Origin of the sequence: Rhodopseudomonas faecalis (assembly GCF_003217325.1) — a bacterium.
Classification (GTDB): Bacteria; Pseudomonadota; Alphaproteobacteria; order Rhizobiales; family Xanthobacteraceae; genus Rhodopseudomonas; species Rhodopseudomonas faecalis.
The window spans coordinates 123,756-148,624 of the sequence record NZ_QJTI01000005.1; the positions used below are offsets into that span (position 1 = coordinate 123,756).

General features: G+C 64.0%; 25 protein-coding genes. 12 read left to right on the plus strand and 13 right to left on the minus strand.

Annotated elements, in window-relative coordinates; translation table 11 throughout:
* Positions 1–9 precede the first annotated feature (9 nt).
* From BJ122_RS06330 to BJ122_RS06355, 6 genes are all read right to left on the minus strand, one after another.
* Positions 10–351 carry a DUF190 domain-containing protein gene (locus BJ122_RS06330; protein WP_103010619.1) on the minus strand — a complete coding sequence of 114 codons (342 nt, stop codon included), beginning with the start codon at positions 349–351 and terminating at the stop codon, positions 10–12.
* Positions 352–353: 2 nt separating this feature from the next.
* Positions 354–785 (minus strand): CrcB family protein, encoded by a 432-nt coding sequence (locus BJ122_RS06335; protein ID WP_110780272.1) that lies wholly within the window; start codon positions 783–785, stop codon positions 354–356.
* Complete coding sequence (crcB, locus tag BJ122_RS06340; RefSeq protein ID WP_110780273.1) at positions 782–1,186, minus strand: fluoride efflux transporter CrcB; 405 nt, start codon at positions 1,184–1,186, stop codon at positions 782–784. Before crcB ends, BJ122_RS06335 begins: the two co-directional genes overlap by 4 nt.
* Positions 1,187–1,209: 23 nt before the next feature.
* Positions 1,210–2,490, minus strand: a complete 1,281-nt coding sequence (locus BJ122_RS06345; protein ID WP_110780274.1) for an O-acetylhomoserine aminocarboxypropyltransferase — start codon at positions 2,488–2,490, stop codon at positions 1,210–1,212.
* Between the two features lie 83 nt (positions 2,491–2,573).
* Complete coding sequence (locus BJ122_RS06350; RefSeq protein WP_110780275.1) at positions 2,574–3,164, minus strand: CoA-binding protein; 591 nt, start codon at positions 3,162–3,164, stop codon at positions 2,574–2,576.
* A gap of 69 nt (positions 3,165–3,233) precedes the next feature.
* Positions 3,234–4,061 (minus strand): enoyl-CoA hydratase, encoded by an 828-nt coding sequence (locus tag BJ122_RS06355; RefSeq protein WP_110780276.1) that lies wholly within the window; start codon positions 4,059–4,061, stop codon positions 3,234–3,236.
* Between the two features lie 99 nt (positions 4,062–4,160).
* Here BJ122_RS06355 and BJ122_RS06360 point away from each other — a divergent pair, with 99 nt between their 5' ends.
* From BJ122_RS06360 to BJ122_RS06380, 5 genes are all read left to right on the plus strand, one after another.
* Positions 4,161–4,589, plus strand: a complete 429-nt coding sequence (locus BJ122_RS06360) for a PaaI family thioesterase (RefSeq protein ID WP_110780322.1) — start codon at positions 4,161–4,163, stop codon at positions 4,587–4,589.
* 157 nt (positions 4,590–4,746) lie between these two features.
* Positions 4,747–5,211, plus strand: a complete 465-nt coding sequence (rplM, locus tag BJ122_RS06365; RefSeq protein WP_110780277.1) for a 50S ribosomal protein L13 — start codon at positions 4,747–4,749, stop codon at positions 5,209–5,211.
* Complete coding sequence (rpsI, locus tag BJ122_RS06370; RefSeq protein ID WP_027277184.1) at positions 5,211–5,693, plus strand: 30S ribosomal protein S9; 483 nt, start codon at positions 5,211–5,213, stop codon at positions 5,691–5,693. Before rplM ends, rpsI begins: the two co-directional genes overlap by 1 nt.
* A 344-nt stretch (positions 5,694–6,037) precedes the next feature.
* Complete coding sequence (locus tag BJ122_RS06375) at positions 6,038–7,294, plus strand: GGDEF domain-containing protein (RefSeq protein ID WP_110780278.1); 1,257 nt, start codon at positions 6,038–6,040, stop codon at positions 7,292–7,294.
* 87 nt (positions 7,295–7,381) lie between these two features.
* Complete coding sequence (locus tag BJ122_RS06380; RefSeq protein ID WP_110780279.1) at positions 7,382–7,684, plus strand: antibiotic biosynthesis monooxygenase family protein; 303 nt, start codon at positions 7,382–7,384, stop codon at positions 7,682–7,684.
* 97 nt (positions 7,685–7,781) lie between these two features.
* Here the strand turns inward: BJ122_RS06380 and BJ122_RS06385 are convergent, their stop codons facing one another.
* The gene (locus BJ122_RS06385; RefSeq protein WP_110780280.1) at positions 7,782–8,921 is read right to left on the minus strand and encodes an AI-2E family transporter; all 1,140 of its coding nucleotides are present in this window, start codon (positions 8,919–8,921) and stop codon (positions 7,782–7,784) included.
* A 308-nt stretch (positions 8,922–9,229) separates the two neighbouring features.
* Between BJ122_RS06385 and BJ122_RS06390 the strand changes: the two genes are divergently transcribed.
* Positions 9,230–10,171: a septal ring lytic transglycosylase RlpA family protein gene (locus BJ122_RS06390; RefSeq protein WP_110780281.1), complete on the plus strand. Its 942-nt coding sequence runs from the start codon at positions 9,230–9,232 to the stop codon at positions 10,169–10,171.
* A 35-nt stretch (positions 10,172–10,206) separates the two neighbouring features.
* On the opposite strand, the gene BJ122_RS06395 is transcribed toward BJ122_RS06390, so the two are convergent.
* Complete coding sequence (locus BJ122_RS06395) at positions 10,207–11,154, minus strand: alpha/beta fold hydrolase (protein ID WP_110780282.1); 948 nt, start codon at positions 11,152–11,154, stop codon at positions 10,207–10,209.
* 143 nt (positions 11,155–11,297) lie between these two features.
* Between BJ122_RS06395 and BJ122_RS06400 the strand changes: the two genes are divergently transcribed.
* From BJ122_RS06400 to BJ122_RS06425, 6 genes are all read left to right on the plus strand, one after another.
* Positions 11,298–12,563: a D-alanyl-D-alanine carboxypeptidase family protein gene (locus BJ122_RS06400; RefSeq protein WP_110780283.1), complete on the plus strand. Its 1,266-nt coding sequence runs from the start codon at positions 11,298–11,300 to the stop codon at positions 12,561–12,563.
* 1 nt (position 12,564) lies between these two features.
* Positions 12,565–13,254, plus strand: a complete 690-nt coding sequence (gene tmk / locus BJ122_RS06405; protein ID WP_110780284.1) for a dTMP kinase — start codon at positions 12,565–12,567, stop codon at positions 13,252–13,254.
* Positions 13,251–14,291: a DNA polymerase III subunit delta' gene (locus BJ122_RS06410; protein ID WP_110780285.1), complete on the plus strand. Its 1,041-nt coding sequence runs from the start codon at positions 13,251–13,253 to the stop codon at positions 14,289–14,291. The genes tmk and BJ122_RS06410 overlap by 4 nt, the downstream gene beginning before the upstream one ends.
* A 63-nt stretch (positions 14,292–14,354) precedes the next feature.
* A complete protein-coding gene (metG, locus tag BJ122_RS06415) occupies positions 14,355–15,911 on the plus strand; it encodes a methionine--tRNA ligase (RefSeq protein ID WP_110780286.1) in 1,557 nt (518 codons plus the stop codon).
* Between the two features lie 8 nt (positions 15,912–15,919).
* Positions 15,920–16,711 carry a TatD family hydrolase gene (locus BJ122_RS06420; protein ID WP_110780323.1) on the plus strand — a complete coding sequence of 264 codons (792 nt, stop codon included), beginning with the start codon at positions 15,920–15,922 and terminating at the stop codon, positions 16,709–16,711.
* Complete coding sequence (locus BJ122_RS06425) at positions 16,708–17,514, plus strand: MBL fold metallo-hydrolase (protein ID WP_110780287.1); 807 nt, start codon at positions 16,708–16,710, stop codon at positions 17,512–17,514. Before BJ122_RS06420 ends, BJ122_RS06425 begins: the two co-directional genes overlap by 4 nt.
* Before the next feature lie 206 nt (positions 17,515–17,720).
* On the opposite strand, the gene BJ122_RS06430 is transcribed toward BJ122_RS06425, so the two are convergent.
* The 5 genes from BJ122_RS06430 to BJ122_RS06450 form a co-directional block, all read right to left on the minus strand.
* Positions 17,721–19,058 (minus strand): phenylacetate--CoA ligase family protein, encoded by a 1,338-nt coding sequence (locus BJ122_RS06430; RefSeq protein ID WP_110780288.1) that lies wholly within the window; start codon positions 19,056–19,058, stop codon positions 17,721–17,723.
* A gap of 63 nt (positions 19,059–19,121) precedes the next feature.
* Positions 19,122–19,907 carry a MetQ/NlpA family ABC transporter substrate-binding protein gene (locus tag BJ122_RS06435; protein WP_110780289.1) on the minus strand — a complete coding sequence of 262 codons (786 nt, stop codon included), beginning with the start codon at positions 19,905–19,907 and terminating at the stop codon, positions 19,122–19,124.
* A gap of 249 nt (positions 19,908–20,156) precedes the next feature.
* Positions 20,157–21,806 carry an acyl-CoA synthetase gene (locus BJ122_RS06440; protein ID WP_110780290.1) on the minus strand — a complete coding sequence of 550 codons (1,650 nt, stop codon included), beginning with the start codon at positions 21,804–21,806 and terminating at the stop codon, positions 20,157–20,159.
* 85 nt (positions 21,807–21,891) lie between these two features.
* Positions 21,892–23,841 (minus strand): TRAP transporter large permease, encoded by a 1,950-nt coding sequence (locus BJ122_RS06445; protein WP_110780291.1) that lies wholly within the window; start codon positions 23,839–23,841, stop codon positions 21,892–21,894.
* Entirely contained in the window at positions 23,775–24,794 is a 1,020-nt protein-coding gene (locus tag BJ122_RS06450; RefSeq protein WP_110780292.1) for a TRAP transporter substrate-binding protein, read from the minus strand. Before BJ122_RS06450 ends, BJ122_RS06445 begins: the two co-directional genes overlap by 67 nt.
* Between the last annotated feature and the right edge of the window lie 75 nt (positions 24,795–24,869).

The window sequence follows — 24,869 nt, forward strand, 5'->3', positions numbered from 1 at the left end:
AGCGGCGAACTACTCGGCCTTGCCGTATTGAATGACCTGCACCTTCTCCAGCGTCACCAGGCCGCTGCTGCCGTTCATCATCACATTGAGCTCGGGCAGAAAGCCGTTGATCGCCTGCTCGCTGTCAACGATCTCGATCACCAGCGGCAGGTCCTGTGACAGCCGCAAAATCTTCGCGGTGTGCAGCCGGCTGCTCTTGCCATAGCCGACCGGGCCACGCAGCACGGTGGCACCAGCCAGATGCAGCTCGCGCGCCTTGAGCACGATCGCCTCATGCAGCGGCGTGCCCTCAAATCGATCGTCCTCGCCGATATAGATGCGCAGCAGCACCGCCTCTTTGGGAAGATCCATGATCAGGTTCCTTTCAGACGATTGAGCCTTGTGGCGGCGAGAAGCCCAAGCCACGCCGCGAGCAGCCATGCGACCGGCGAGCTGCCAAGATAGATCAGCGCCGCCAGCGCGTGGCCATGATGCAGCAAGTCAAGCATTTCCAGGCTGAAGCCGGAGAAGGTGGTGTAACCGCCGCAAATGCCGGTCATCACAAATTGCCGCTGCCGGCTGGAAGCGAACAGCCGGCCGTCCGGCGCGGTGATCGCGGCATAAAAGCCGATCAGCAGCGAGCCGGTGACGTTGACGGTCAGCGTTGCCCACGGAAACCCTGGGCCGAGCAGCGCGTGTTGCGCGAGCGCCAATAGATGACGCGCCAAGCCGCCGATCACGCTGCCAGCGGCGATGTAGCCATAGAGCACGGCGCGATCGAGCATTTCGCTGCGGCGAGCGCTCATGGCAGCACGCTCCACCAGCGGCCCGAGGCATAGCCGAGCGCGACCACGACCAGCCCCAGCACCAGCGTGAACATCACATTGCACGCCGCGCGCAACGCTTCACCTTGGCGGGCGAGCGTGAGGGTCTGCAGGCTGAATGACGACACCGTGGTGTAGCAGCCGAGAAAGCCGGTGACCGCAAACAGCCACGGTCCAGGCGTCGCGAACCAGCCGCGCCCGGTGCTGGCCAGGGCACCGAACACGCCAATCACGAACGCACCGCTGAGATTGACGATCAGCGTGCCCCACGGAAAGGTCTCGCCGATCCGCCGTGCCACCCAGCCGGACACGAAGAACCGCGCCATGCCGCCGAGCGCGCTGCCGAGCGCCACAAAGAGCAGCCCTGTGACGACCTCGATCATGATGGCGGCTGGCGCGGCCGCACTCAGGCGCCGAGCGCCTGCTCCAGATCGGCGATCAAATCTTCCTTGTCCTCAATGCCGATCGAGACCCGCACCACGTCCGGCGCGGCGCCGGCCGCGGTCTTTTGCTCATCGCTGAGCTGGCTGTGGGTGGTGGAGGCCGGGTGGATGATCAGCGAGCGGGTGTCGCCGACATTGGCGAGATGCGAGAACAATTTCAGCTTGGCGACCAGATCGACGCCGGCCTGATAACCGCCCTTGAGCGCGAAGGTGAACACCGCGCCGGCGCCCTTCGGTGCGTATTTGCGCTGCAGGTTGTTGTAAGGATCGCTGGGCAGGCCGGCATAATTGACCTGTGCCACTGCCGGATGCTTCGACAGCCATTCGGCAATCGCCTTGGCGTTGTCGCAGTGCTTCTGCATGCGCAGCGGCAGGGTTTCGATGCCGGTCATGATCATGAAGGCGTTGAACGGCGATATCGCCGGCCCGAGGTCGCGCAGGCCGAGCACGCGGCAGGCGATCGCGAATGCGAAATTGCCAAAAGTCTCTTGAATCTTCAGGCCATGATATTCCGGGCGCGGCTCGCTCAGCATCGGATATTTGTTGTCGCGCGACCAATCGAAGGTGCCGGCGTCGACGATGATGCCGCCGAGCGAATTGCCATGGCCGCCGAGGAACTTGGTGAGCGAATGCACCACGATGTCGGCGCCGTGGTCGATCGGGCGGATCAGATAGGGCGTCGCCAGCGTGTTATCGACGATCAGCGGCACGCCGGCCTTGCGCGCCACCGCGGCGATCGCTTCGATATCGGTGATGGAGCCGCCCGGATTGGCGATCGACTCGATGAAGATCGCCTTGGTGCGCGGCGTCACCGCGCGCTCGAAGCTGCCGATGTCATCGGGATCGGCCCACGCCACGTTCCAGCCAAAACTCTGAAAAGCGTGTTTGAACTGATTGATCGTGCCGCCATAGAGCTTGCGCGCCGCGATGAATTCATCGCCGGGCTGCAGCAGCATCTGGAACGCCACCAGCTGCGCGGCATGGCCGGACGCGGTCGCGAGCGCCGCGGTGCCGCCTTCCAGCGCCGCAACGCGCTCCTCAAGCACCGCGGTGGTCGGGTTGGTGATGCGGGTATAGATGTTGCCGAACGCCTGCAGCCCGAACAGCGAGGCGGCGTGGTCGGCGTCGTTAAAGACGTAGGACGTGGTCTGATAGATCGGCGTGGCGCGCGCGCCGGTGGTGGGGTCCGGCTGGGCTCCGGCGTGAACGGCGAGAGTGGCGAACCCGGGGCTGCGATCGGTCATGACTGATCCTATGTGCGTTGAGAATTGCCGGTTATCTGAGCCGATCGGGCGGAGGCGTCAAGCAAGGGCCGCGACGGTCGGTATTAGCTGTTGTCAGGTTTTGAGTCGGTGCGCCGCGGCGCGGCAAGCGTGCCGCCGGCAAGGCTCGATTGGCCGAGCGCCAGGCGCATGCCAGTGGTCGGCATCGGGCGGCGCTTGGAACTGAGCGTGCGCGAATTGACGCCGAGCCAGCCGATCTCGGCCGACAGCCGCGCATATTCGATTTTCGGGCAGCGGTTCATCACCACTTTGACGCCGGCTTGTTCCGCGAGCGCGGCCGCCGTATCGTGGCGCACGCCAAGCTGCATCCAGATCACCTTGGGCAGCGGCTTAAGCGCCAGCGCTTCTTCGACCGCGGGCAGCACCCGATCGGCATTGCGAAACAGATCGACCATATCGACCGGGCGATCGATCGCTGTCAGCGACGCCACAAAGGGGCGGCCGAGCAGCTCTTTGCCGACCTGGCCGGGATTGACTGGAATCACGTCATAGCCGCGCTCGGCGAGATATTTGAACACGAAGTAGCTCGGGCGGATGGTGAGCGGCGACACGCCGACCACGGCGACCGTCTTGACCTCGTTCAAAATGGCGCGGATGTCATCGTCGCGATAGTCGTCATGATGAAGGGCGGTCATAACGGCGATCCAGCACGGGCGGGGTGGGCAAGCGACGCAGCGGGCAGGGGCGCGCTCAGCGATCCTTCCTCAGCGATCCTTCCACAGCGGCGGGCGCTTGTCGATGAATGCTCGGATGCCCTCGTCGGCGTCTTCTGCCATCAGATTGTCGGTCATCACGCCGGAGGCGAAGTTATAGGCCTCGGTCAGCGGCAGTTCGAGCTGACGATAGAACGCCGCTTTGCCAACGCGCACCGTGTACGCCGATTTGCTGGCGATGCGCCGCGCCAGATCGATGGCCGCCGCGCGTTCGGTACCAGCCGGTACCACGCGATTGACCAGGCCGATCGCCGCAGCGGTCGCGGCATCGACCGGTTCGCCGGTCAGCAGCATATGCATGGCGTGTTTGGGCGCGACATTGCGCGACAACGCCACCATCGGCGTCGAGCAGAACAGCCCAATATCGACGCCCGGCGTGGCAAAGCTGGCATTGTCGGCGGCGATCGCAAGGTCGCAGCTCGCCACCAGCTGGCAGCCGGCGGCAGTTGCGACGCCTTGCACGGCAGCGATCACCGGCTTGGGCAGGTGCACGATCGACTGCATCATCGCGCTGCAGGCGCTGATCAGCCGCGCGAAGCAGGCGCGGCCTTGATCGGGATCGGCGCGGTGCGCCGTGATTTCCTTCAGATCATGACCAGCGCAAAACGCCGGCCCATTGGCCGTGATCACCACGGCGCGAATGCCGTCGTCCCGCGCGATGGAATCAAGTTCCGCCTGCAGATCGCTGATCAGGTCTTTCGACAGGCTGTTGCGCGCGGCCGGACGATTGAGCGTCAACACCGCAACACCGCTTTCAACGGTTTCGCGCAGCAGAGCAGGGGTGTGGGAGGCGACAGGATAGACAGGCTGGACGGTCATTGATGATCCGGGGCTGGGAACGGCAATCATGTTATTGTAACAGACCATTGTGAAGCGCGGTGATCAATGAAACGGCGCGACAAGGGTGGGACGACCAAGATGAGAAATGCCAAGATGAGCGTGGCGGAAGTCGAGAGCTTTCTGCACCATGAGTTTCCGCAAGCGTTCGCTCACGATGACATCAGCATTGAATGCGCCGACGGTTCGACCAGCCTGCTGCGCCAGCGCTTCTCCGAGCGGCTGCTGCGGCCGGGCGGCACCATCTCCGGGCCGACGCTGATGACGCTGGCCGATTTTGCGATGTATGTGGTGCTGCTGTCGGCGATCGGCCCGGTCGGGCTCGCGGTCACTACCAATCTCAACATCAATTTCCTGCGCAAGGGCCAGCCCGGCCAGGACGTGCTGGCGACTGCGCGGCTACTCAAGCTCGGCAAGCGGCTGGCGGTCGGCGAGGTGCTGCTGCTGTCGGGCACCTGTCCGGACCCAATCGCGCATGTGACCTCGACCTATTCCATTCCAAATGCTTGAACTTTTTGCGGGTAATATCGCACCATATTCATAAGTCATTGTTCTGATTGAGCAATGTCCGGCGCGCGGGGATTGACGGCGGCCCGGCCGTTAATTACAAGCACGCCAAGTCCGGCGCATCGGCGCTGAACCGTTCCCCATTCATGGAAGATCTCGCATGAAGACTTTTTCGGCAAAGCCTGCCGAGGTCACGAAGAAGTGGGTCGTGATCGACGCCACCGGTCTCGTGGTCGGCCGGCTCGCGGCGCTGGTGGCCAACCGGCTGCGCGGCAAGCACCTCCCGACCTACACGCCGCACGTCGATTGCGGTGACAACGTCATCATCGTCAACGCTGCCAAGGTGGTGCTCACCGGCCGCAAGCGTGACAACAAGATGTATTACAAGCACACCGGTTTCATCGGCGGCATCAAGGAACGCTCGGCGAAGTCGATCCTCGAAGGCCGCTTCCCGGAGCGCGTCGTCGAGAAGGCGGTGGAGCGCATGATTCCGCGCGGTCCGCTCGGTCGTCAGCAGATGGGCAATCTGCGGGTCTATGGTGGCCCCGATCATCCGCATGAAGCGCAGCAGCCCGAAACGCTCAACGTCGCCGTCCTGAACCGCAAGAACGTGAGGGCCGCATAATGTCTGAAACCATGCAGTCCCTCGAACAGCTCGCCTCGTTGAAGGTGGCTGCCGCGGCTCCCGATGCCCCGCAGCACGTCAAGAAGGTCGACAAGTTCAACCGCGCTTACGCCACCGGCAAGCGCAAGGACGCCGTCGCCCGCGTCTGGATCAAGCCGGGTGCCGGTAAGGTGACCGTCAACGCCCGTGACATCGAGGTGTATTTCGCCCGCCCGGTGCTGCGCATGATGATCCAGCAGCCGCTGGTCGCGGCCGCCCGCGCCGGCCAGTACGACGTGATCTGCACCGTCGCTGGCGGCGGTCTGTCCGGCCAGGCTGGTGCGGTTCGCCACGGCATTTCCAAGGCGCTGACCTATTTCGAGCCGGAGCTGCGCTCTGTGCTGAAGAAGGGTGGCTTCCTGACCCGCGACTCGCGCGTCGTCGAGCGTAAGAAGTACGGCAAGGCCAAGGCCCGCCGTTCGTTCCAGTTCTCGAAGCGCTAATCGCTTCCGCAGACCCGATCTGCACTCAAGTTCAAGAGAGCGCCTCCGGGCGCTCTCTTTTTTTGTGCGATCTAATACCAACGGCTCCTGCCATTGACCCGTCATGCCCGCGCTTCGTCCCGGCCATGACATGCGGATGGGTTGGTATCAATTTCCGTTGGTATAAGGTTGCATTCGGCATCAATCTCTGGTTGAATGCATTTGTCCGCTGCTGCACCGCAAGGTTGAGTGCAATTTAGCGTTGAAACGCGCGCCATTTTTGCGGAAATTTGCGCAGCGCAAACAAACTCCATCTCAATACGGCGTTCCTACCGTCGGGCATCTTTCAAGGCCCGGTGGCACTCATGTCGCTCGATATTTCCACGTTGTATCTGGTCGCTACGCTGCTCGCCGCGTTGCTCGGCGGCATGCTGATGTATTTTGGCCGCAAGGAGGGCATTCCGGCGCTGGATTGGTGGGGCTACGCCTATCTGCTCGGCGCAACCGTTGTCGCTCTGTGGGCACTGGCCAGCCCGGCGCTGCCGGATGTCGCCGGACTTGCCATCAATGCATTGGGCTTCGTGGCCTGCGGCATGGTGTGGAACGCGGCGCGCGTGTTCCACGGCCGCGCGCCGAACTGGCCGGGCCTGTTCGTCGGGCCGCTGGCCTGGATCGCCACCATTGTCAGCCTGCCGTCGGACGCGATCGCGCTGCGCATGACGATCGGCGCTGGCATCGTCGCGATCTATGCGGTGCTGACTGCGTTCGAGCTTGGTTCGGAACGACGCAAATCGATGCAGCGGCGATGGCCGGCCATGCTGGTGCCGCTGCTGCATGGCGGCGTGCTGATGCTGCCGATCCTGCTGGCCGATCTCTTGATGACGCCCGAACAGAGCGCCAGCGGCAACATCTGGATGACGATCTTTGCGGTCGAACTGGTGCTGTATGCGGTTGGCACGGTGTTCGTGATCTTCATGCTGGTGTCGGATCGAACGGTGCGGGCGCACAAGACCGCGGCCTCGCTCGATCCGCTGACCGGGCTGTTCAATCGGCGCGGTTTTAGCGAAGCCGCCGCGCGCATGATCGAGCGCGAGGCCAATGCTGGCCGCCCGGTGTCGGCGATGATTTTCGACATCGACTATTTTAAGTCGGTCAACGACCGGTTCGGTCACCCGGCCGGCGACGAACTGCTCAAGCTGTTCGCGACGCTGGTGGCCAGCTCGCTGCGCATCACCGACCTCAGCGGCCGGATCGGCGGCGAGGAATTTGCCGCGCTGCTGCCGTGCACGATCGAAGAAGCGATGATTGCGGCCGAGAGGGTGCGTGAATCGTTCGAAAATTGCGGGATCGTGGTCGATGAGGAAGCGATCCCGACCACGGTGTCGATCGGCGTTGCCGGCGGCCCGGCGCGCACCGAGCTGGAAGTGCTGCTCGCGGCTGCCGATACCGCGCTGTATCAGGCCAAGCGCGGCGGCCGTAACCGAGTTATCGCAGCAACCGAAGAACCTTTGTCTCTCGAAACCTGCCGTCGGCGGCTGGCCGCTGCGGCGAGTCGCGGCGCCGCCGCGGAGCGTCCAAGCTTGATGCCGAGCCATCCGATCGGAGCCGGTGCCATCGCCTGATGGCAGCGGTGGATCGGCAGGGCGTCATGCTTCACCACCCCTCCGGGGTCGGCTAGAGATAGCGCTCTCGCCAACCCCGGAGTCGTGATGATCACCGAAATCGCCCAGATCGACGTCAAGCCTGGCATGGAAGCCGACTTCGAAGCCGCCGTCACCAAAGCACGCGCGGTGTTCGGCCGCTCCAACGGATTTTGCGGCTTTGAACTGCATCGCTCGATCGAGAAGCCGCAGCGCTATCGCTTGATGGTGAAGTGGCAGACCCTGGAAAACCATACCGTCGACTTCCGCGGTTCAGAGAATTTCACCGAATGGCGCGCGCTGGTCGGCCCCTTTTTCGTGGCGCCCCCTGAGGTCGAACACACCGAGATCGTGCTGACCTCGGCCGGCTAGTTTTGGCCATGAGTTGACCGCGCCGCTGAGGCGCTCCTGTGCGAGGGCGGCTCTGCGTTGTTCAGAACCGCCGCAATTCGCACCGCCGGACCAGACGCTAAGACGCCGTCTCCGGGTCAAGGTCGCTGCCGAGGTGATCCATCACCACCCGGCCGATCGCCATCAGCGGCAGCGCCAGCGCCAGCCCCCACAGCCCGAACACGATGCCGAGCAGGATCTGCACCGCAAACAGCGTCGCGGGAGGGATGTTGATGGCTTGCCGCTGGATCAGCGGCGTCAGGATGTAGCTCTCCATGGCGTGCACGCCGAGGAACAGCACAAAGGCGCTGACCATCGCGATCCAGCCCGACGCGATGCTGGCCAGCACGATGATCGCCCCGCCGAGAATCGCGCCGATGGTTGGGATGAATGCCAATAGCCCGGCCTGAACGCCGAGGATAAAGGCGCCCGGGATGCCGATGATCTTGAGCCCGATCGCGGTGGTCGCGAACACCGCGGTCATGGTGATCATTTGCGCCAGCAACCAGCGCTGCAACACGTCACCGGCATCGTCGACGATTTCAGCGGTGGTGGCGCGGAGCGATCGCGGCACGCAGCGCAGCAGCCCGTTGCGATACACCGCCGGCTGTGCGGCAAAGCACACGCCCAAAAAGATCACGATGAAGAAGTTGCCGACCGCGCTGACCGTCCCGAGCAGCAGTTTTAGGGTCTGACTGAAAATCGCGCCGCCGCCAGAGGCGAGGGCACCGGCGCTCGGCAGGCTGCGCGGGGTCGCTTGCGCCGCCGCGGTCTCCGCTGTGGTTGGCGTGGTGCTAAGATCCATGAAGCTGGTGTCGAACCCATGCTCCTCCAGGATCGCTTTGCCTTTGACGATTTGCGCCTTGATGGTGTTGCTCAGCAAGGTGGCCTGCTGCGCGATCGTGCTGCCGCCCAGCGTGGACATGCCGACGAACATCGCGGTCAGCACCACGCACACCAGCGCCAGCCGCAGCCCGTGACTGCCGCCGATCACCTTGCCGAGCAGCGAGGTCACCGCGCTCAGGAACACGCCGAACAGGATGCCGGCGAAAATCAGAAACAGCGTGGCGGCAAAATGCCAAGTGAACCACAGCGCCGCCGCCGCCAGCACCGTGCTGATGCCGCCGACCGCCAACGCCCAGGCCAGATCGTTGCGTTGCTGGATCCGGCCCTCGAGGGGCGAGCTGCCAGGCGACACATCTTTGATGAGCTGATTCATCGCACCCCCGACTCGTTTCCCGCCTTTGACTGAGTTGATGCGATCTTATCAAGGCGCCGCGATGGTTTCGATGACGATCGCCAAGCGTGCCGCTCGCCGCCTCACCCCCTTGAGAACTGCAGCAAGCGGGCAACGGGGTGGAGATTTCCACCGCAAAGCATTAACCATTGTTCCACTATCCTCTGTGTCACCCCATTTCCGCCGTGATCTCGCTGCGATATGGTTTCCAATTGTTGTGGGGTGAGGGCCGCAACGGCCGCGGCGGGACGTCCGTTTGGGCGTCTGGCCGGGGAATGGTATGGGGATCTATGGGGTATCGCGAACCAGATTCGTTCGGCCGCGCGGCACGTGCCGCTGCCGCCATGAGCGCTTGCCTGATGCTTGCCAATTGCGCGGCATCCGACAAATTCGCCAGCCGCGTTGATCCGAAATACGGCGTCTCTGCCAGTCCGCGCGTCGTCGCGCCGGGCGAGCCGGTGCCCAAGGGCGGCGGTACTTACCGGGTCGGAAAACCCTATGTGGTCGGCGGCCGGATGTATGTCCCCGAGGAAGACGTCAACTACCGCGCCGAAGGCTTGGCCTCCTGGTATGGCGACGACTTTCATGGCCGGCTGACCGCCAATGGCGAAGTGTTTGATATGCAATCGCTGTCGGCGGCCCATCCGACGCTGCCGATTCCGAGCTATGCCCGCGTCACCAATATGGCCAACGGCAAATCTCTGGTGGTCCGCGTCAATGACCGCGGCCCCTATCACGGCAATCGGTTGATGGACGTTTCCAACCGGGCCGCTGAACTCCTCGAATTCAAACGGCATGGCGTCGCCAAGGTGCGGGTCGAATATGTCGGCCGCGCGCCGCTGGAAGGCTCCGACGATCGCCAATTGCTGGCAACGCTGCGCACGGGCGAACCGGCTCCGGCGCCGTCGGTGGTGCGGGTGGCCGCTGCCGGCAATTTCGTGCCTGACATTCCGAGCCCGACCCGCGGCGCGATTCGCGGCGACGTACCGCTGCCGGAAGGGCGGCCGTATTCGCTCGGCCACAGCTCGCAGGACCTGGCGTCGATCAACGCCACCTCGGAAATCTCGGCCTCGCGCAGCAGCCGCTCGGCGGGCCGCACGCTCGATAACAAGCGCGCGGTGGCCTATGACGCCGGCAAGGACGTCCATCCGGTTGCGCATCCGGTCGCTGCCAAGATGAGCGGACATCAGGACGCGATCGGCGCGATGATCTCGGCCCGCGGCCTGTACTAAAAACCATTATGCTAGTTAGCTCAACGGCTTGATGATCAAAACTCAAGCCGTTTGAGAAACTCGACCAGCGTGGCATTGACCTCTCCCGGACGCTCCTGCTGAATCCAGTGACCGGCCTCCGGGATGATCAGCTTGCGGGTCAGGGCCGGCAGCACCCGTTCCATCTCGGCGACGCGCTTGCCGCCAAGTAGGCCTGTCACCACCGCATCCTGCGCGCCGCCGATGAACAGCGACGGCTGCCGGATTTGCGCGTCCTGCCAGGGCGCGGTCAGCTCCCAATTGCGATCGATATTGCGATACCAGTTCAGGCCGCCGCGAAAACCGCTGGCGCGATAGGCGGCGACGAATTCGGCGAGATCATCCTCATCCAGCCAATCCGGCAGCGGCTGATTCGGTGGTGGGCTGCGCAGCAGCCCCTGGCCGGGAGCGACGAATAGCGCCTGTGGATCGGCGAAGCCGCCGCCGAGGATGGTGCGCAGCGTCAGTTCTGGATCGCGCTCGAACTCGGCCTCAGCCAGCCCCGGCGGTTGAAAATACTGCCAGTAGAAGTTTTCGATGCCCTGCTTGCGCAGGGCGTCGAGCGGCCGCTCCCGGCCGCGATAGGGCGGCGGCACGCTGAGACCGGCGACGCCGCAAAACAGATCGGGCCGAAACAGCGCCGCGTGCCAGGCGACCGCCGCGCCCCAATCATGGCCGACGATCGCGGCCCGATGGACGCCGCAGGCGGCGGTCAGCGCCACCATGTCGCCGACCAGATCGAACATCGAATAGGCGGCCACTTCGGCCGGTGCCGAGGAACGGCCAAAGCCGCGCATATCCGGTGCCACCACGCGGTAGCCGGCAGCGGCCAGCGCGGTGATCTGATGGCGCCAGGAATAGGACAGTTCGGGCCAGCCATGGCAGAGCAGCACCAGCGGGCCGCTGCCCTGTTCGCGCACGAACAACTCGATGCCATTGACCGGAACGGTACGTGTGGTCTGCATAGGGTGTGCTGCTTTTTCTGTGGGGAGATCGTGGCAGCGCCGATGCCCGCAGGCTAAGATTGATCACCAAGCGACGCAATCGGAAACGGGGGCGTGCCATTGCGTCGCTGCTGCCATCACTGCACGCTGCTTCCAGGACACTCATGGCGTTGTTCAGCAATCTTTCGGCTCGTGGCGTACCTCTGACCAAGCTGTCGCGGCTTGTCGGCGTCGGCCTACTGGCGGTGCTGGTGGGATGGGCCGGCATGGCGCTGGCTGCCAATAAGAGTGTGCAGGGCGCCCCCGCCGCCGCAGCCAAGGACGACGGCGGCTACGACACCGACGCGCCGACCGCGATCCTGATCGAAGCGTCGAGCGGCAGCGTGCTGTTCGAGAAGAACGCCGACGAGCTGCGTGCGCCGTCCAGCATGATGAAGCTGATGACCGCGGAATACGTGTTCCGCGCGCTGCAGCGCGGCGAAATCCAGCTGACCGACGAGTTCAAGGTCAGCGAAAACGCCTGGCGCAAGGGCGGCGCGCCGGCTGGCGGCTCGACCATGTTTGCCGAGATTCACAGCCGGGTCTCGGTCGATAATCTGCTGCACGGCGCCATCATTCAGAGCGGTAACGATTCCTGCATGGTGCTGGCTGAAGCATTGGCTGGCAGCGAAAGCGCCTTTGCCGAAAAGCTGACCCAGCGTGCCCGCGAACTTGGCCTGACGCGCTCGACCTTCGCCAATTCGACCGGCCTGCCGGACCCGGGCAACAAGATGACGGTGCGGGAGCTGGCCAAGCTGGCGCGGCACCTGATCCTGACCTATCCGGAGAACTACAAAATCTTCGGCGAGCGCGAATTCACCTGGAACAAGATCCGCCAGCAGAATCGCAACCCGCTTCTGACGATGCTCGAGGGCGCCGACGGCCTGAAAACCGGCTTCACCAAGGAAGGCGGCTACGGCATGGTCGGCTCGGCCGTGCAGAACGGCATGCGGCTGATCGTGGTGGTCAACGGCCTGGAAGGCGCCGATGACCGCGCCAACGAGACCAAGAAAATCCTGGAATGGGGTTTTCGCAATTTTGAATCGCGCACGCTGTTCAAGGCCGAGGATTTGGTCGGCTACGCCAAGGTGTTTGGCGGCGAGAAGCGTTCGGTCAAACTGACCAGCACCGAGCCGGTGCGGGTGATGGTGCAGAAGAACGGCAACGACAAGCTGATCGCGCGCATCCTGTATCGCGGCCCGATCCCGGCGCCGGTGCAGCCCGGCCAGCCGGTCGGCGTGGTCCGGGTGTGGCGCGGCGCCAATCTCGCGGTCGAGGTGCCGCTGCACGCCGCCGAGGAAATCGGCCAGGGCTCGATGACCTGGCGCGCGTTCGACAGCGTCAGCGAGCTGGTGATCGGGCTGGTGCGCGCCGGCGTGTCGAAACTCTGAGATGATCGCCCCGCACCCGACGCGCCCCGGCCCAGGCCGCTTCATCAGTTTTGAAGGCGGCGAGGGCGCCGGCAAATCCACCCAGATCAAGCTGCTGTCGGAGCGTCTGCAAGCTGCCGGGTTTCGCACGCTGGTGACGCGCGAGCCAGGCGGCTCGCCCGGCGCCGAGATCATCCGCCATCTGCTGCTGTCGGGCATTGGCGGCCTGATCGGCGGCGCGAAGGCCGAAACGCTGCTGTTTGCCGCCGCGCGCGATGACCATGTGCAGACCGTGATCGCGCCGGCACTGGCCGACGGCCAATGGGTGCTGTGCGACCGTTTTTCGGACTCGACCCGGGCCTATCAAGGCCGGCTCGGCGCGGTGCCGCCGGCGCTGCTCAACGCGCTGGAACGGGTCACGATCGACGGCTTGAAGCCGGACCTGACCTTGATCCTCGATCTGCCGGCGGAGATCAGCCTGAAACGGGCTGCGGCGCGGCGCGGCGACAGCGCCCCGGATCGCTTTGAATCGGAGGGGCTGGAATTTCACCGCGGTCTGCGCGATGCCTTTCGGCAGATCGCCGCCGACGAGCCCAAGCGCTGCGCTTTGATCGATGCCGACGCCGACATCGACACGGTCGCGGCGCGGATCTGGGGCGCGGTGCGGCAGCGGCTGCTGCTCGCTTTGAGCGACGGAACCGAACCGGAATGAGCGCACGTAAAGTCGAAACCGAAATCGAGTTGCCGCGGCCGCGCGATACCGTGGCGCTGATCGGCCATCACGACGCCGAAGCGCAGTTGCTGGAAGCCTATCGTAGCGGCCGTATCGCGCATGCCTGGCTGCTGAGCGGACCGCAGGGCATCGGCAAGGCCACCTTGGCGTATCGGATGGCGCGGTTCGTGCTCGCGTATCCCGACCCGATGTCGCCGCCGGTGCAGCAGGCGACCTCGCTGGCGCTACCGGAAAACCATCCGGTGCTGCACCACGTTTCGGCTGGGTCTCACGGCGGCTTGCTGACGCTGGAGCGCACCGTCAACGACAAGGGCACGCTGCGCACCATCATCACGGTCGACGAAGCGCGCGAAACCATCGGCTTCTTCGGCTCGACCTCGGCCGGCGAGGGCTGGCGGGTATGCGTGGTCGATACCGTTGACGAGCTGAACGCCAACGCCGCCAACGCGCTGCTGAAGGTCATCGAGGAACCGCCGCAGCGCTCGCTGTTCCTGCTGGTCAGCCATTCGCCGGCGCGGGTGCTGGCCACCATTCAGTCGCGCTGCCGGCGGTTGCCGTTGCGACCGCTGCCGAGCCATCAGGTGGTGCAGGCCGCATCGATCGCCTCGGGCATCGATCCTGACGATCCGACCCTGCAGCAGGCCGCCGCCGCGGCCGAGGGCAGCGTGTCGCGGGCGCTGACCTTGCTCGGCGGCGACGCGCTTGGACTGCATCAGCGCACCACCGCGCTCTTGGAGTCGCTGCCGAATGTCGATCCGCGCGCGCTGCACGCGCTTGGCGATGCGCTATCGGGTACCGATCGGGTTGCGCTTGCCACCTTTATCGATGGCATCGAACGCTGGATCGCGCTGCGGCTGCACCAGGGCGACGTCAACGCGGATTTGCCCCGCCTTGCGCGGCTGGCAGAGGTATGGGAAAAGATCAATCGCGCCGCGCGCGACACCGAAACCTTCAATCTCGAGCGCAAGCCGCTGGTGTTTTCGGTGTTCGGGCTGCTCGCCGAGGCGACCCGCTGACGCTGGGGTCCCTCCGTTCGCAGGCAGACCGCGGCGATCATCCAGCAGAAGGCTTCCTCGACGATGGCGCCCGCCAGCAAATCTCGTGACACCTATTACCTGACCACCGCCATCGCTTATCCGAACGGTGTGCCGCATATCGGCCATGCCTATGAGGCGATCGCCACCGACGCGCTGGCGCGGTTTCAGCGGCTCGACGGCAAGGACGTGTTCTTCTTGACCGGCACCGACGAGCACGGCCTGAAGATGGTTCAGACCGCGCAGAAGGAAGGCCTGACACCGGCCGAACTCGCCACCCGCAATGCCGGACGCTTTCGGCAGATGGATGACCTGTTGAACGTGTCTTACGACCGTTTCATCCGCACCTCGGAAGAACAGCACCATCGCTCCTCCCAGGAAATCTGGCAGCGCATGGTCAAGAACGGCGACATCTATCTCGACAGCTATGCCGGCTGGTATTCGGTTCGCGACGAGGCCTATTACGCCGAGGACGAAACCACGGTCGGCGAGGACAAGGTGCGCCGCGGCCCGCAGGGCACGCCGGTCGAGTGGGTCGAGGAACAGAGCTACTTCTTCAAGCTGTCGGCCTATCAGGACCGGCTGCTGCAACTCTATGCCGATCAGCCCGATTTCATCGGCCCGGACTCGCGCAAGAACGAGGTGGTGTCGTTCGTCAGGGGCGGGCTCAAGGACCTGTCGGTGTCGCGCACCACGTTCGACTGGGGCATCAAGGTGCCGGATGCCGACGGCCATGTGATGTATGTCTGGGTCGACGCGCTGACCAACTACATTACCGGCGTCGGCTTCCCGAACGAGAGCGATCCGAACTGGCGCTACTGGCCGGCTGATCTGCATGTGATCGGCAAGGACATCATTCGCTTCCATGCGGTGTATTGGCCGGCGTTCCTGATGTCAGCTGGCATCCCGGTGCAGAAGCGGGTGTTCGCGCACGGTTTTCTGTTCAACCGCGGCGAGAAGATGTCGAAGTCGCTCGGCAACGTGGTCGATCCGTTCAATCTCGCCGAGCAATATGGCGTCGATCAGCTGCGCTACTTCCTGCTGCGCGAAGTGCAGTTCGGCCAGGACGGCAGCTACAATCACGAAGCGATCGTCAACCGCATCAATGCCGATCTCGCCAATGATCTTGGCAATCTGGCGCAGCGCTCGCTGTCGATGATCGCCAAGCAGTGCGAGAGCATCGTGCCGGAGCCCGGTGAGTTCAGCGACAACGACAAGGCGATCCTGAGCCAGGCCGACGGCATGCTGGCGCTGGCGCGCAGCGCGATGGAAACGCAGCAGATCCATCAGGCGCTCAATGCGGTGTGGGCGGTGGTGGCCGAGGCCAATCGCTACTTCGCCGGCGAAGCGCCGTGGGCGCTGGCCAAGACCGATCCGGCGCGGCAGCGCACGGTGCTCTATGTCACCGCCGAGGTGATCCGCCAGATCGCGATTTTGGCGCAGCCGGCAATCCCGGCATCGGCCGCCAAGCTGCTCGACATTCTGGCGATCCCGGCCGACCAGCGCGACTTCGCCGCGCTCGCGACCCGCATCAGGCCCGGCACCCAAATGCCGGCACCAGCGCCGGTGTTCCCGCGCTATGTCGAGCCCGCCGCGACGTGAGTCTGCCGATGCTGGTCGACAGTCACTGCCATCTCGATTTCCCGGATTTTTCCGAGGAGCTCGAGGACATCATCAGCCGTGCCACGCAAGCTGGCGTGGGGCGGCTGATCACCATCTCCACCAAGGTGCGCGAACTGCCCAAACTGATCGCGATCGCCGAGCGCTTTCCGAGCGTCTATTGCTCGGTCGGCACCCATCCGCATCACGCCGATGACGAAGACGGCATCAGCACCGCAGAGCTGGTCGAGCTGACGCGCCATCCCAAAGTGGTGGCGCTCGGCGAAGCCGGGCTCGATTACTTCTATCAGTTCGGCTCGCGCGAGGCGCAGCATCGCGGCTTCCGCGCCCATATCGCGGCGGCGCGCGAAAGCGGCCTGCCGCTGGTGATCCATAGCCGCGAGGCCGATGATGATTGCGCCGCGATCCTCGAAGAGGAAATGGCGGAGGGTGCCTTTCCGGCCTTGCTGCATTGCTACACCGGCGGCAAGCATCTGGCGCACAAGGCGATCGAACTCGGGCTGTCGATCTCGTTCACCGGCATTCTGACTTTCAAGAAGTCGCAGGAACTGCGCGATCTCGCCGCCGAGCTGCCGCTCGACCGGCTGCTGATCGAAACCGACGCGCCTTATCTCGCGCCCGGCAAATTCCGCGGCAAGCGCAATGAACCAGCGTTCGTGGTCGAGACCGCCAAGGCACTCGCCGAGATCAAGGGCGTGAGCTTTGAGGAGCTGGCGAACGCCACCACCGACAATTTCTTCCGGCTGTTCACCAAGGTGCCGCGACAGGAAGACGCTGCATGACACTGACGCTCACCATCCTGGGCTGCGGTTCGTCGTCGGGCGTGCCACGTCCGGCACTCGGCTGGGGCGCCTGCGACCCGGCCAACCCCAAGAACCGGCGCCGGCGCTGCTCGCTGATGGCCGAGCTGCGCCGCGGCGACGACGTAACGCGGGTGGTGATCGATACCTCGCCCGATCTGCGCGAGCAGCTGCTCGATGCCAATGTCGATCATGTCGATGCGGTGTTTCTCACCCATGAGCACGCCGACCAGACCCACGGCATCGACGATCTGCGTTCGCTGGTGATGCACAGCAGGCGCCGCATTCCGGTGTATCTCAATGACAGCACCGCGGCGCATATCCGGCTGCGCTTTGCCTATTGTTTTGAGCAGGCGCCGGGCAGTGCCTATCCGGCGATCCTGGAAGCGCGGCCGATCGAAGCCGGCGAGAGCCGCGTGATCGAAGGGCCGGGTGGGGCGCTGAGCATCTCGGCGTTTCTGCTGCGCCATGGCAATATTCCGGCGCTCGGCTACCGGATCGGCGATGCCGCCTACACGCCCGATCTGCACGACATTCCAGAACAGAGTTTTGCAGCGCTGCAAAACCTCGATCTGTGGATCATCGATGGGCTGCGCTACAAGCACCACCCGAGCCACTTCAATATCGAGACCGCGCTGCGCTGGATCGAACGCTTTAAGCCGAAACGCGCGGTGATCACCAATATGAGCGCCGATGTCGACTATGCGACGCTCAGCGGGCAGCTGCCGCCCAACGTGATCGCCGCGTTCGACGGCATGCGGCTTGAAGTCGGTTGTTCCGATTAGCGTTGTCGTCGGGCAGCAGAGTTGCCGGCGGTCGCTGTGACGCCAAGAACTCTGAACTATGACACGTCATGCCCGCGCTTGTCGCGGGTATCCACGTCTTCTAGCTATTACGATATCAAAGACGTCGATGGCCGGGACGAGCCCGGCCATGACGCATGGAGAGGGGTTGGTATCAGTAATCGCTGCGATCAACGGCTCTCCATCCTTCAATTCCACACGCCGCTGCGACGATCTTCGACGCGCTTGGCCTTGTGGGTGGCACGCGGCAACGTATCGGGTTGTAGCACCGACACAGCTGCCGACACGCCAGTGACCGCGCGCAGCTTGCGCTCGAAGCGATCGGCCAGCTGGTTGGGCTCACCGTTGAAGCCGTGAATATGCTCGACCTCGACCGTGAGCCGGTCAAGGTGGTTGATGCGCTCGACCACCAGCCGATATTCGCCGGTCAGCTCGTGATCCTGACGCGCCACCGCCTCGACGTCGCTCGGGAACAGATTGACGCCCTTGATGATCAACATGTCATCGAGCCGGCCGTGCACGCCGTTCAGCCGGATAGCAGTGCGGCCGCAGCGGCACGGTTCGGGATTGAAGCTGACGATGTCGCCAGTGCGGAACCGGATCATCGGCCGCGCCGACTTCTGCAGCGTGGTCAGCACCATCTCGCCGCGATCGCCGGGCTTGACCGGCTCGCCGCTGCTCGGATCGATCACTTCCACCAGAATATGATCTTCCGCCCAGTGCAGGCCGTTCTTCCGTTCGCACATGCCGGCGCACGAGCCAAAGATGTCGGACAGGCCGTAGTAATCATAAACCGAGGCACCCCACAGCGTTTCGATGCGGTCGCGGGTCTCGGGAATCGAGCCGCCCGGCTCGCCGGCGACAAAGATGCGGCGCACGGCAAAATCCTTGCGCAGATCAAAGCCCTGCTTGACCGCGGTTTCGCCGAGATACCAAGCGTAAGACGGCGTGGTCCAGATCACGGTCGCCTGGAACTGGCGTAGGATCTGCAACAGCCGGTCCGAGGGCAGGGTGCCGGCATGCACGGTCAGGGCGCCGAGCTTCTGCGCGCCGAGCACGCACGGCCCGCCGATGAACAGCGACAGGTTCAGCGAATGCACATAGCGGTCGCTCGGCCGCATGCCGGACGACCAGAACTGCCGCGCTTCATAATCGATCCAGGCGTCAAAATCGGCCGCGGTAAACGGCGAGGCGGTCGGCACGCCGGTCGAGCCGGACGACGCCGAGATGTAGACGATGTCGCGCTCCGGCACCGCAACGAGATCGCCCAACGGCGGCACGGCGAGCTGACGATCACGCAGCGTGTGCTTGTTGATGAACGGAAAACGCCGGATGTCGTCGAGCGTCTTGATCTGGTCGGGCGTTACTTTGGCGGCGTCGAACGAGGCGCGGTAGGCCGGCGAATTCTGATAGGCATGCGCGACATGGCGCTGCAGCAGCGACAGTTTCAGCGCGTCCCATTCGGCGCGCGATTGGGTTTCGAGCCGTGCATCCCAGTACGGCCGATCGTCGGAAAGGCTGGTCATCACATTACAATCTTGAACAGAGGATGACCGGCGGCCCACAGGCCGGCCGGTCGAAAAAGGGCGTCACCAGGTGGTCAGGATGGTGCCGTTGAAGCGCTTTTCGGTGAATTCCTTCACTTCCGGCGAGCGGTAGATTTCAACGAACTTCTTCAGCGCCGCGTTGTCCTTGTTCTTGGCACGAACCGCGAACACCAGGTTCCAATTGCTATCAGCGCTTTCCAGCAACAGCGCCTTCTTCGGATCAAGGCCGGCGCTGAGTGCGTAGTTCAGGTTCACCGCTGAGAAATCGAGGTCGTTGAGCGAGCGCGGCAGCTGCGCCGCGTCGAGTTCGACAATCTTCAGACGCTTCGGATTGTCGATGATGTCAGCGATGGTGGCCTTGATGCCGACATCGGGTTTCAGCTTGATCAGACCGGCCTTCTCAAACAGCTGCAACGCGCGCGCGCCGTTCGACGGATCGTTCGGGATCGCCGCCGACGCGCCGGTCTTCAGCTCCGACAGGTTGTTGATCTTGTTGGAATACAGGCCGATCGGCACGATGATGCCCTTGGCGATCGACACGAGGTCATAGCCGCGCTGCGCGATCTGATTGTCGAGATAGGGCTGGTGCTGGAACAGGTTGATATCAAGATCATCCTGCGACAGCGCCACATTCGGCACCGTGTAGTCGGTGAATTCAGTGATTTTCAGCGTGATGCCTTGCTTGCTGGCGAGATCGCCGGCGTAGCGCAGAATTTCGGCATAAGGCCCGGCCGTGGTGCCGATCCGGATCACGTCGCTGGCCTTCGCCGGAGCAATCAGTGAGAGAATAGCAAGCGCTGCACCTGCGAACTTCAATGTACGTTTCATGTCCAATCCATTTTTGCGGAGGCCGACCGTGGTCGACCGATTGGACGAAACTACATAGCCGCTGTTTCACTGGCCATTTTGAAGTCAATGGCAAATGGAGGCGAATGTTGCTCCGCAGCGTGAGGATAGAGAAAGACTCAATTCAGTGTCGCAAGCATGCGCGGCTGCGGGGCAGCGATCCTGGTGATCTGATCGAGACCAGGAATCGCCGCCACGCGGGCTCTGCAGCACAGAGCTGTCGTTGCCGCGCTATTCCGAAATCGCTTTTGCTGATTTCACCTGATCGCGCAGCATGAACTTCTGAATCTTGCCTGTCGAGGTTTTGGGAATCGAGGCGAACTCGATGACCTTCGGCGTTTTGAAACCGGGCAGTTGCTCGCGGCAATAGGCGATGATTTCCGCCTCGGTCACGCTGGCGCCTTCCTTCAATTCGACGAACGCGCACGGCACCTCGCCCCATTTCGGATCAGGCTTGGCGACCACCGCGGCGAACATGATCGCCGGGTGCTTGTACAGCACGTCCTCGACCTCGACCGAGGACACGTTCTCGCCGCCCGAGATGATGATGTCCTTGGAGCGGTCCTTGATGATCACATAGCCATGCTGATCGAGCACGCCGAGATCGCCGGTGTGGAACCAGCCGCCGGCGAAGGCTTCCTGGGTAGCTTTCTCGTTCTTCAAATAGCCCTTCATGACGATATTGCCGCGGAACATGACCTCGCCGATGGTCTCGCCGTCGCGCGGCACCTCGGTCATGGTTTCTGGATCAAGCACCGTGACCGCTTCTTGCAGCGGGTAGGGAACGCCCTGGCGGCGCTTGAGCTGGGCGCGCTCGGCGAGCGGCAGCTCGTCCCAGCCGGGCTGCTCGGCGCACACCGAGGCCGGGCCATAGACTTCGGTGAGACCGTAGACGTGGGTCAGCTTGATGCCGATCGACTCCGCGCCAGCCAGCACCGCGACCGGCGGCGCCGCGCCGGCGATCAGCCCGACGATCGGACGGCCGCTGCCGTCCTTCGGCGCGCTCGGGGCGTTGATCAGGGTGTTGTAGACGATCGGCGCGCCGGCCATGTGGGTGACGCCATGTTTCGGGATCAGCTCAAAGATTTTGGCCGGATCGACCTTGCGCAGGCAGACATTGACGCCAGCCGCCGCCGCGATGGTCCAGGGAAAACACCAGCCATTGCAGTGGAACATCGGCAGCGTCCACAGATAGACCGGATGCTGGCCAAGGCCGGCGGCGATGATGTTGCTGACCGCGTTGAGATACGCGCCGCGGTGATGGGTGACGACGCCCTTGGGATTGCCGGTGGTGCCGGAGGTGTAGCCGAGCGCGATCGCATCCCACTCGTCATCAGGACGGCGTCCGGCAAAGCTTGGATCGCCCGCCGCCAGCGCGGCTTCATATTCGATCTCGCCGATCCGCCGGCCAGCGCCAAAGGCCGGGTCATCGACATCGATCAGCAGCGGCTTGGGGCCGCTCATCAAGGCAATGGCGTCCTCGATCACCGCGGCGAATTCCGGGTCGACCAGCACCGCCTTGGCGCCGCCATGGTCGAGCTGGAACGCGATCGAATTCGGCTCAAGCCGGATATTGAGCGGGTTGAGCACCGCGCCTAGCATCGGCACCGCGAAATGCGCTTCATACATCGCCGGGATGTTGGGCAGCATCGCCGCCACGGTGTCGCCGCGGCCGATGCCACGGCTGGCGAGGAAGGAGGCGAGGCGGTGGCTGCGCTCGCGGGTTTCCGCCCAGGTGAAGCGCCGGTCCTCATAGACCACGCTGGTCATGGTGGGGTAGATCGCGGCGGTGCGCTCCAGGAAGCTGAGCGGTGTCAGCGGCACATAATTGGCAGCGTTTTTGTCGAGACCGAGATCGTATTGGTGCGGTTGGGCGGCCATCTGACAAACTCCTCCTCACAGATAGATATTGGTCGTTCTTGATATTTTGGACGAAGCGCCGAACCGGCACGCCGCCGCCCCGATCTCACAGGAAGCCGATCGAGATCCAGGGAAACACCGCCACAATAATCAAACCGGCGAGCAGCGCCAGCAGGTAGCCCCAAATCGGACGGATACCTTCGGCGGGGTCGACACGGCCGATCGCGCAAGCAGCGTAGTAGCCGACCCCGAAGGGCGGCGCGAACAGCCCGATGCCCATCGCCAGGATCACCACCATAGCGTAGTGCACCTCATGGATGCCGACCGCGCGCGCGATCGGGAACAACAGCGGGCCGAACAGCACGATCGCTGGAATGCCTTCCAGCACGCTGCCGAGGATCACAAAGGCCAGCACCGACACCGCCATGAAGGTGGCGGCGCCGCCGGGCAGGCCGGTCATCGCGCTCGCCAGCGCCCTTGAGAAGCCGGACTGGGTCAGCCCCCAGGCCATGCCGGTCGCGGTGCCGATGATCAGCAAAATCGCGCCCGACAGGCTGGCGGTTTCCACCAGCATCGGCCGCAGCCGCTGCCAATCGAATTTGCGATAGACCAAAAGCCCGGCGAGCAGGGCGTACACGATGCCGATGGTCGACACTTCGGTGGCGGTGGCAACGCCCTCCACCACCGCGGCGCGGATCACGAATGGCAGCGCCAGCGCCGGCAGCGCGACCACAAAGGCTTTCAGAATCTCGCCGCCGCTGGCGCGGCTGACATGGCTGAGATCCTCATCGCGGTAGCGCCACCACACCAGCATGCACAGTGTGATCGCCAGCACCGCGCCCGGCAGCAGCCCGCCAGTGAACAGCGCCGCGATCGACACGCCGGTGACCGAGCCGATGGTGATCAGCACCAGGCTTGGCGGAATGGTTTCGGTCTGTGCGCCGGTGGCCGAGAGCAGGGCGACCAGATCGCCCGGCTTGGCGCCGCGCTTCTTCATTTCCGGCAGCAGCACCGGCGCGACCGCCGCCATGTCGGCGGCCTTGGCGCCGGAAATACCGGACACCAGATACATAGCGCCGACCAGCACATAATGCAGGCCGCCGCGCACATGGCCGAGCAGGCTGGCCAGAAACGTCACCATGGCGCGCGCCATGCCGGTCATCTCGATCAGCAGGCCGAGAAACACGAACAGCGGCACCGACAACAGGATCAGATGGCTCATGCCCTCGTCCATCCGGCCGACCAGCACCATTAGCGGCGTGTGGGTGGTGAGCGCCAGATAGCCGTAGATCGCCAGGCCAAAGCCAAACGCGATCGGTACGCCGGCGAACACGCAGGCCGCGACCACGCCGACAAAGAAGATCAGCAGATTGATATTGCCGAGCGGCTTCAGCAGCGGCTGCGCCAGCACGAACGCGCCGATGATGACAGCAACCAGGGCGAGGGCGCCGGCCACGATTGGCCAGCGCCCAAAGCGCAACAAGCGCAGCAGCGCAAACAGCGCCATCAGCACGATGCCGACCGGCAACGCCGCCGCGCGCCAGCTATTGGCGATCTGCAGCGCTGGCGTGGTGATGTAACTTTCCTCATAGGCGTAGTCGGCCGAGGGCACGACGATCAGCAGCAAAAATGCCAGCGCTGCCAGCGTCGCCACGACGTCCAGAAAGGCGCGTAGTGAGGGGCCGGCGCGCGCCACCAGCGCCGTCATGCGCATATGCTCGCCGCGGTGAAACGCCACCGCGGCGCCAAGCATCGCCAGCCACAAAAACAGCATCGACGCCAGTTCGTCGGACCAGGTCAGCGGGCTGTGCAGCACATAGCGCGACACCACGCCGGCAAACAGCACCACGATCTCGGCAACCACCAGCAGCGCCGCCGGCCACTCGACCAGCGCGCCGAGCGCCCGCTGCAGCCGGTCGATCACCGGCCGATCAGCGGACGTCACCAAGGTTTGCGTGTTGAGCGCGTGCGCCACGGCGGCGTGCGGAGTTAAGTCAGCGTGCCAACCGCCTTCTCCAGCAGCGACCAGGCTTGATCGCCATATTTGCCCTTCCATTCGGCGTAGAAACCGGCCTTGCGCAGCTTGTCGCGGAACAGCGCCACGTCCGGCTGATTGAAGATCAGCCCCTTGGCGGTCAGGTCGTCACGCACCGAAGCGTTCAGCTTGGCGGTGTCTTCGCGCTGATTCATGGCGGCGGCGTTGATGTTTTTCGCGACGATGGCGCGCAGATCTTCCGGCAGCCGCTCCCAGGCGCGGCGGTTGGCCAAAAACCAGAAACCGTCCCACATGTGGTTGGTAAGCGAGCAATATTTCTGCACTTCGTACAGTTTGGCGGTCGAGATCAGCGCCAGCGGATTTTCCTGGCCCTCGACCACCTTGGTCTGCAGCGCCGAATAGACTTCGCTGAAATTGATGGAGGCGGGCGCGGCATCGAGCGCCTTGAACATCGAGGTCCACAGCGGCGACACCGGCACGCGGATCTTGAAGCCCTTGAAATCGTCGGGCTCGTTGATCGGCTTGGTCGAGGAGGTGGTCTGGCGGAAGCCGTTGTCCCAGATCTTGTCCATCACCATGAGATTGGCCTTGCTGATCTCGGCGCGGATATGGGCGCCCAGTTCGCCATCCATCGCCCGCCAAACCGTGGCGTAGTCCGGGAACGCAAAGCCGATGCCGTTGATCGAGGTCGCCGGCACCAGGGTCGCCAGGATCAGCCCGGACAAGGTGAAGAACTCGACGCCGCCAGAGCGAATCTGGCTGAGCATATCGGTGTCGGAGCCGAGCTGACTACTCGGGAAGATTTGGATATCGACCCGGCCGCCGGTCTCGGTTTTGACCGCCGCGGCCATCTCGCGGGCGCGGACGTTGAGAGGATGGCTGTCGGGCAGGTTGTTGCCGAACTTGTAGGTGAACTCGGCCTGCTGGGCGCGCGCGATGAACGGCATGCCGACGGTGCCGGCCAGCGTCGCTGCCGCTGAGGTCTTCAACAAGGTCCGACGTGAGACGCGCATCCGATTTCTCCCTGGCGCCTGGTGCCGTGTTCGGCGCCTTGTGTGGCTCTGGTTCTGCTTGCCGACACTTTGGCA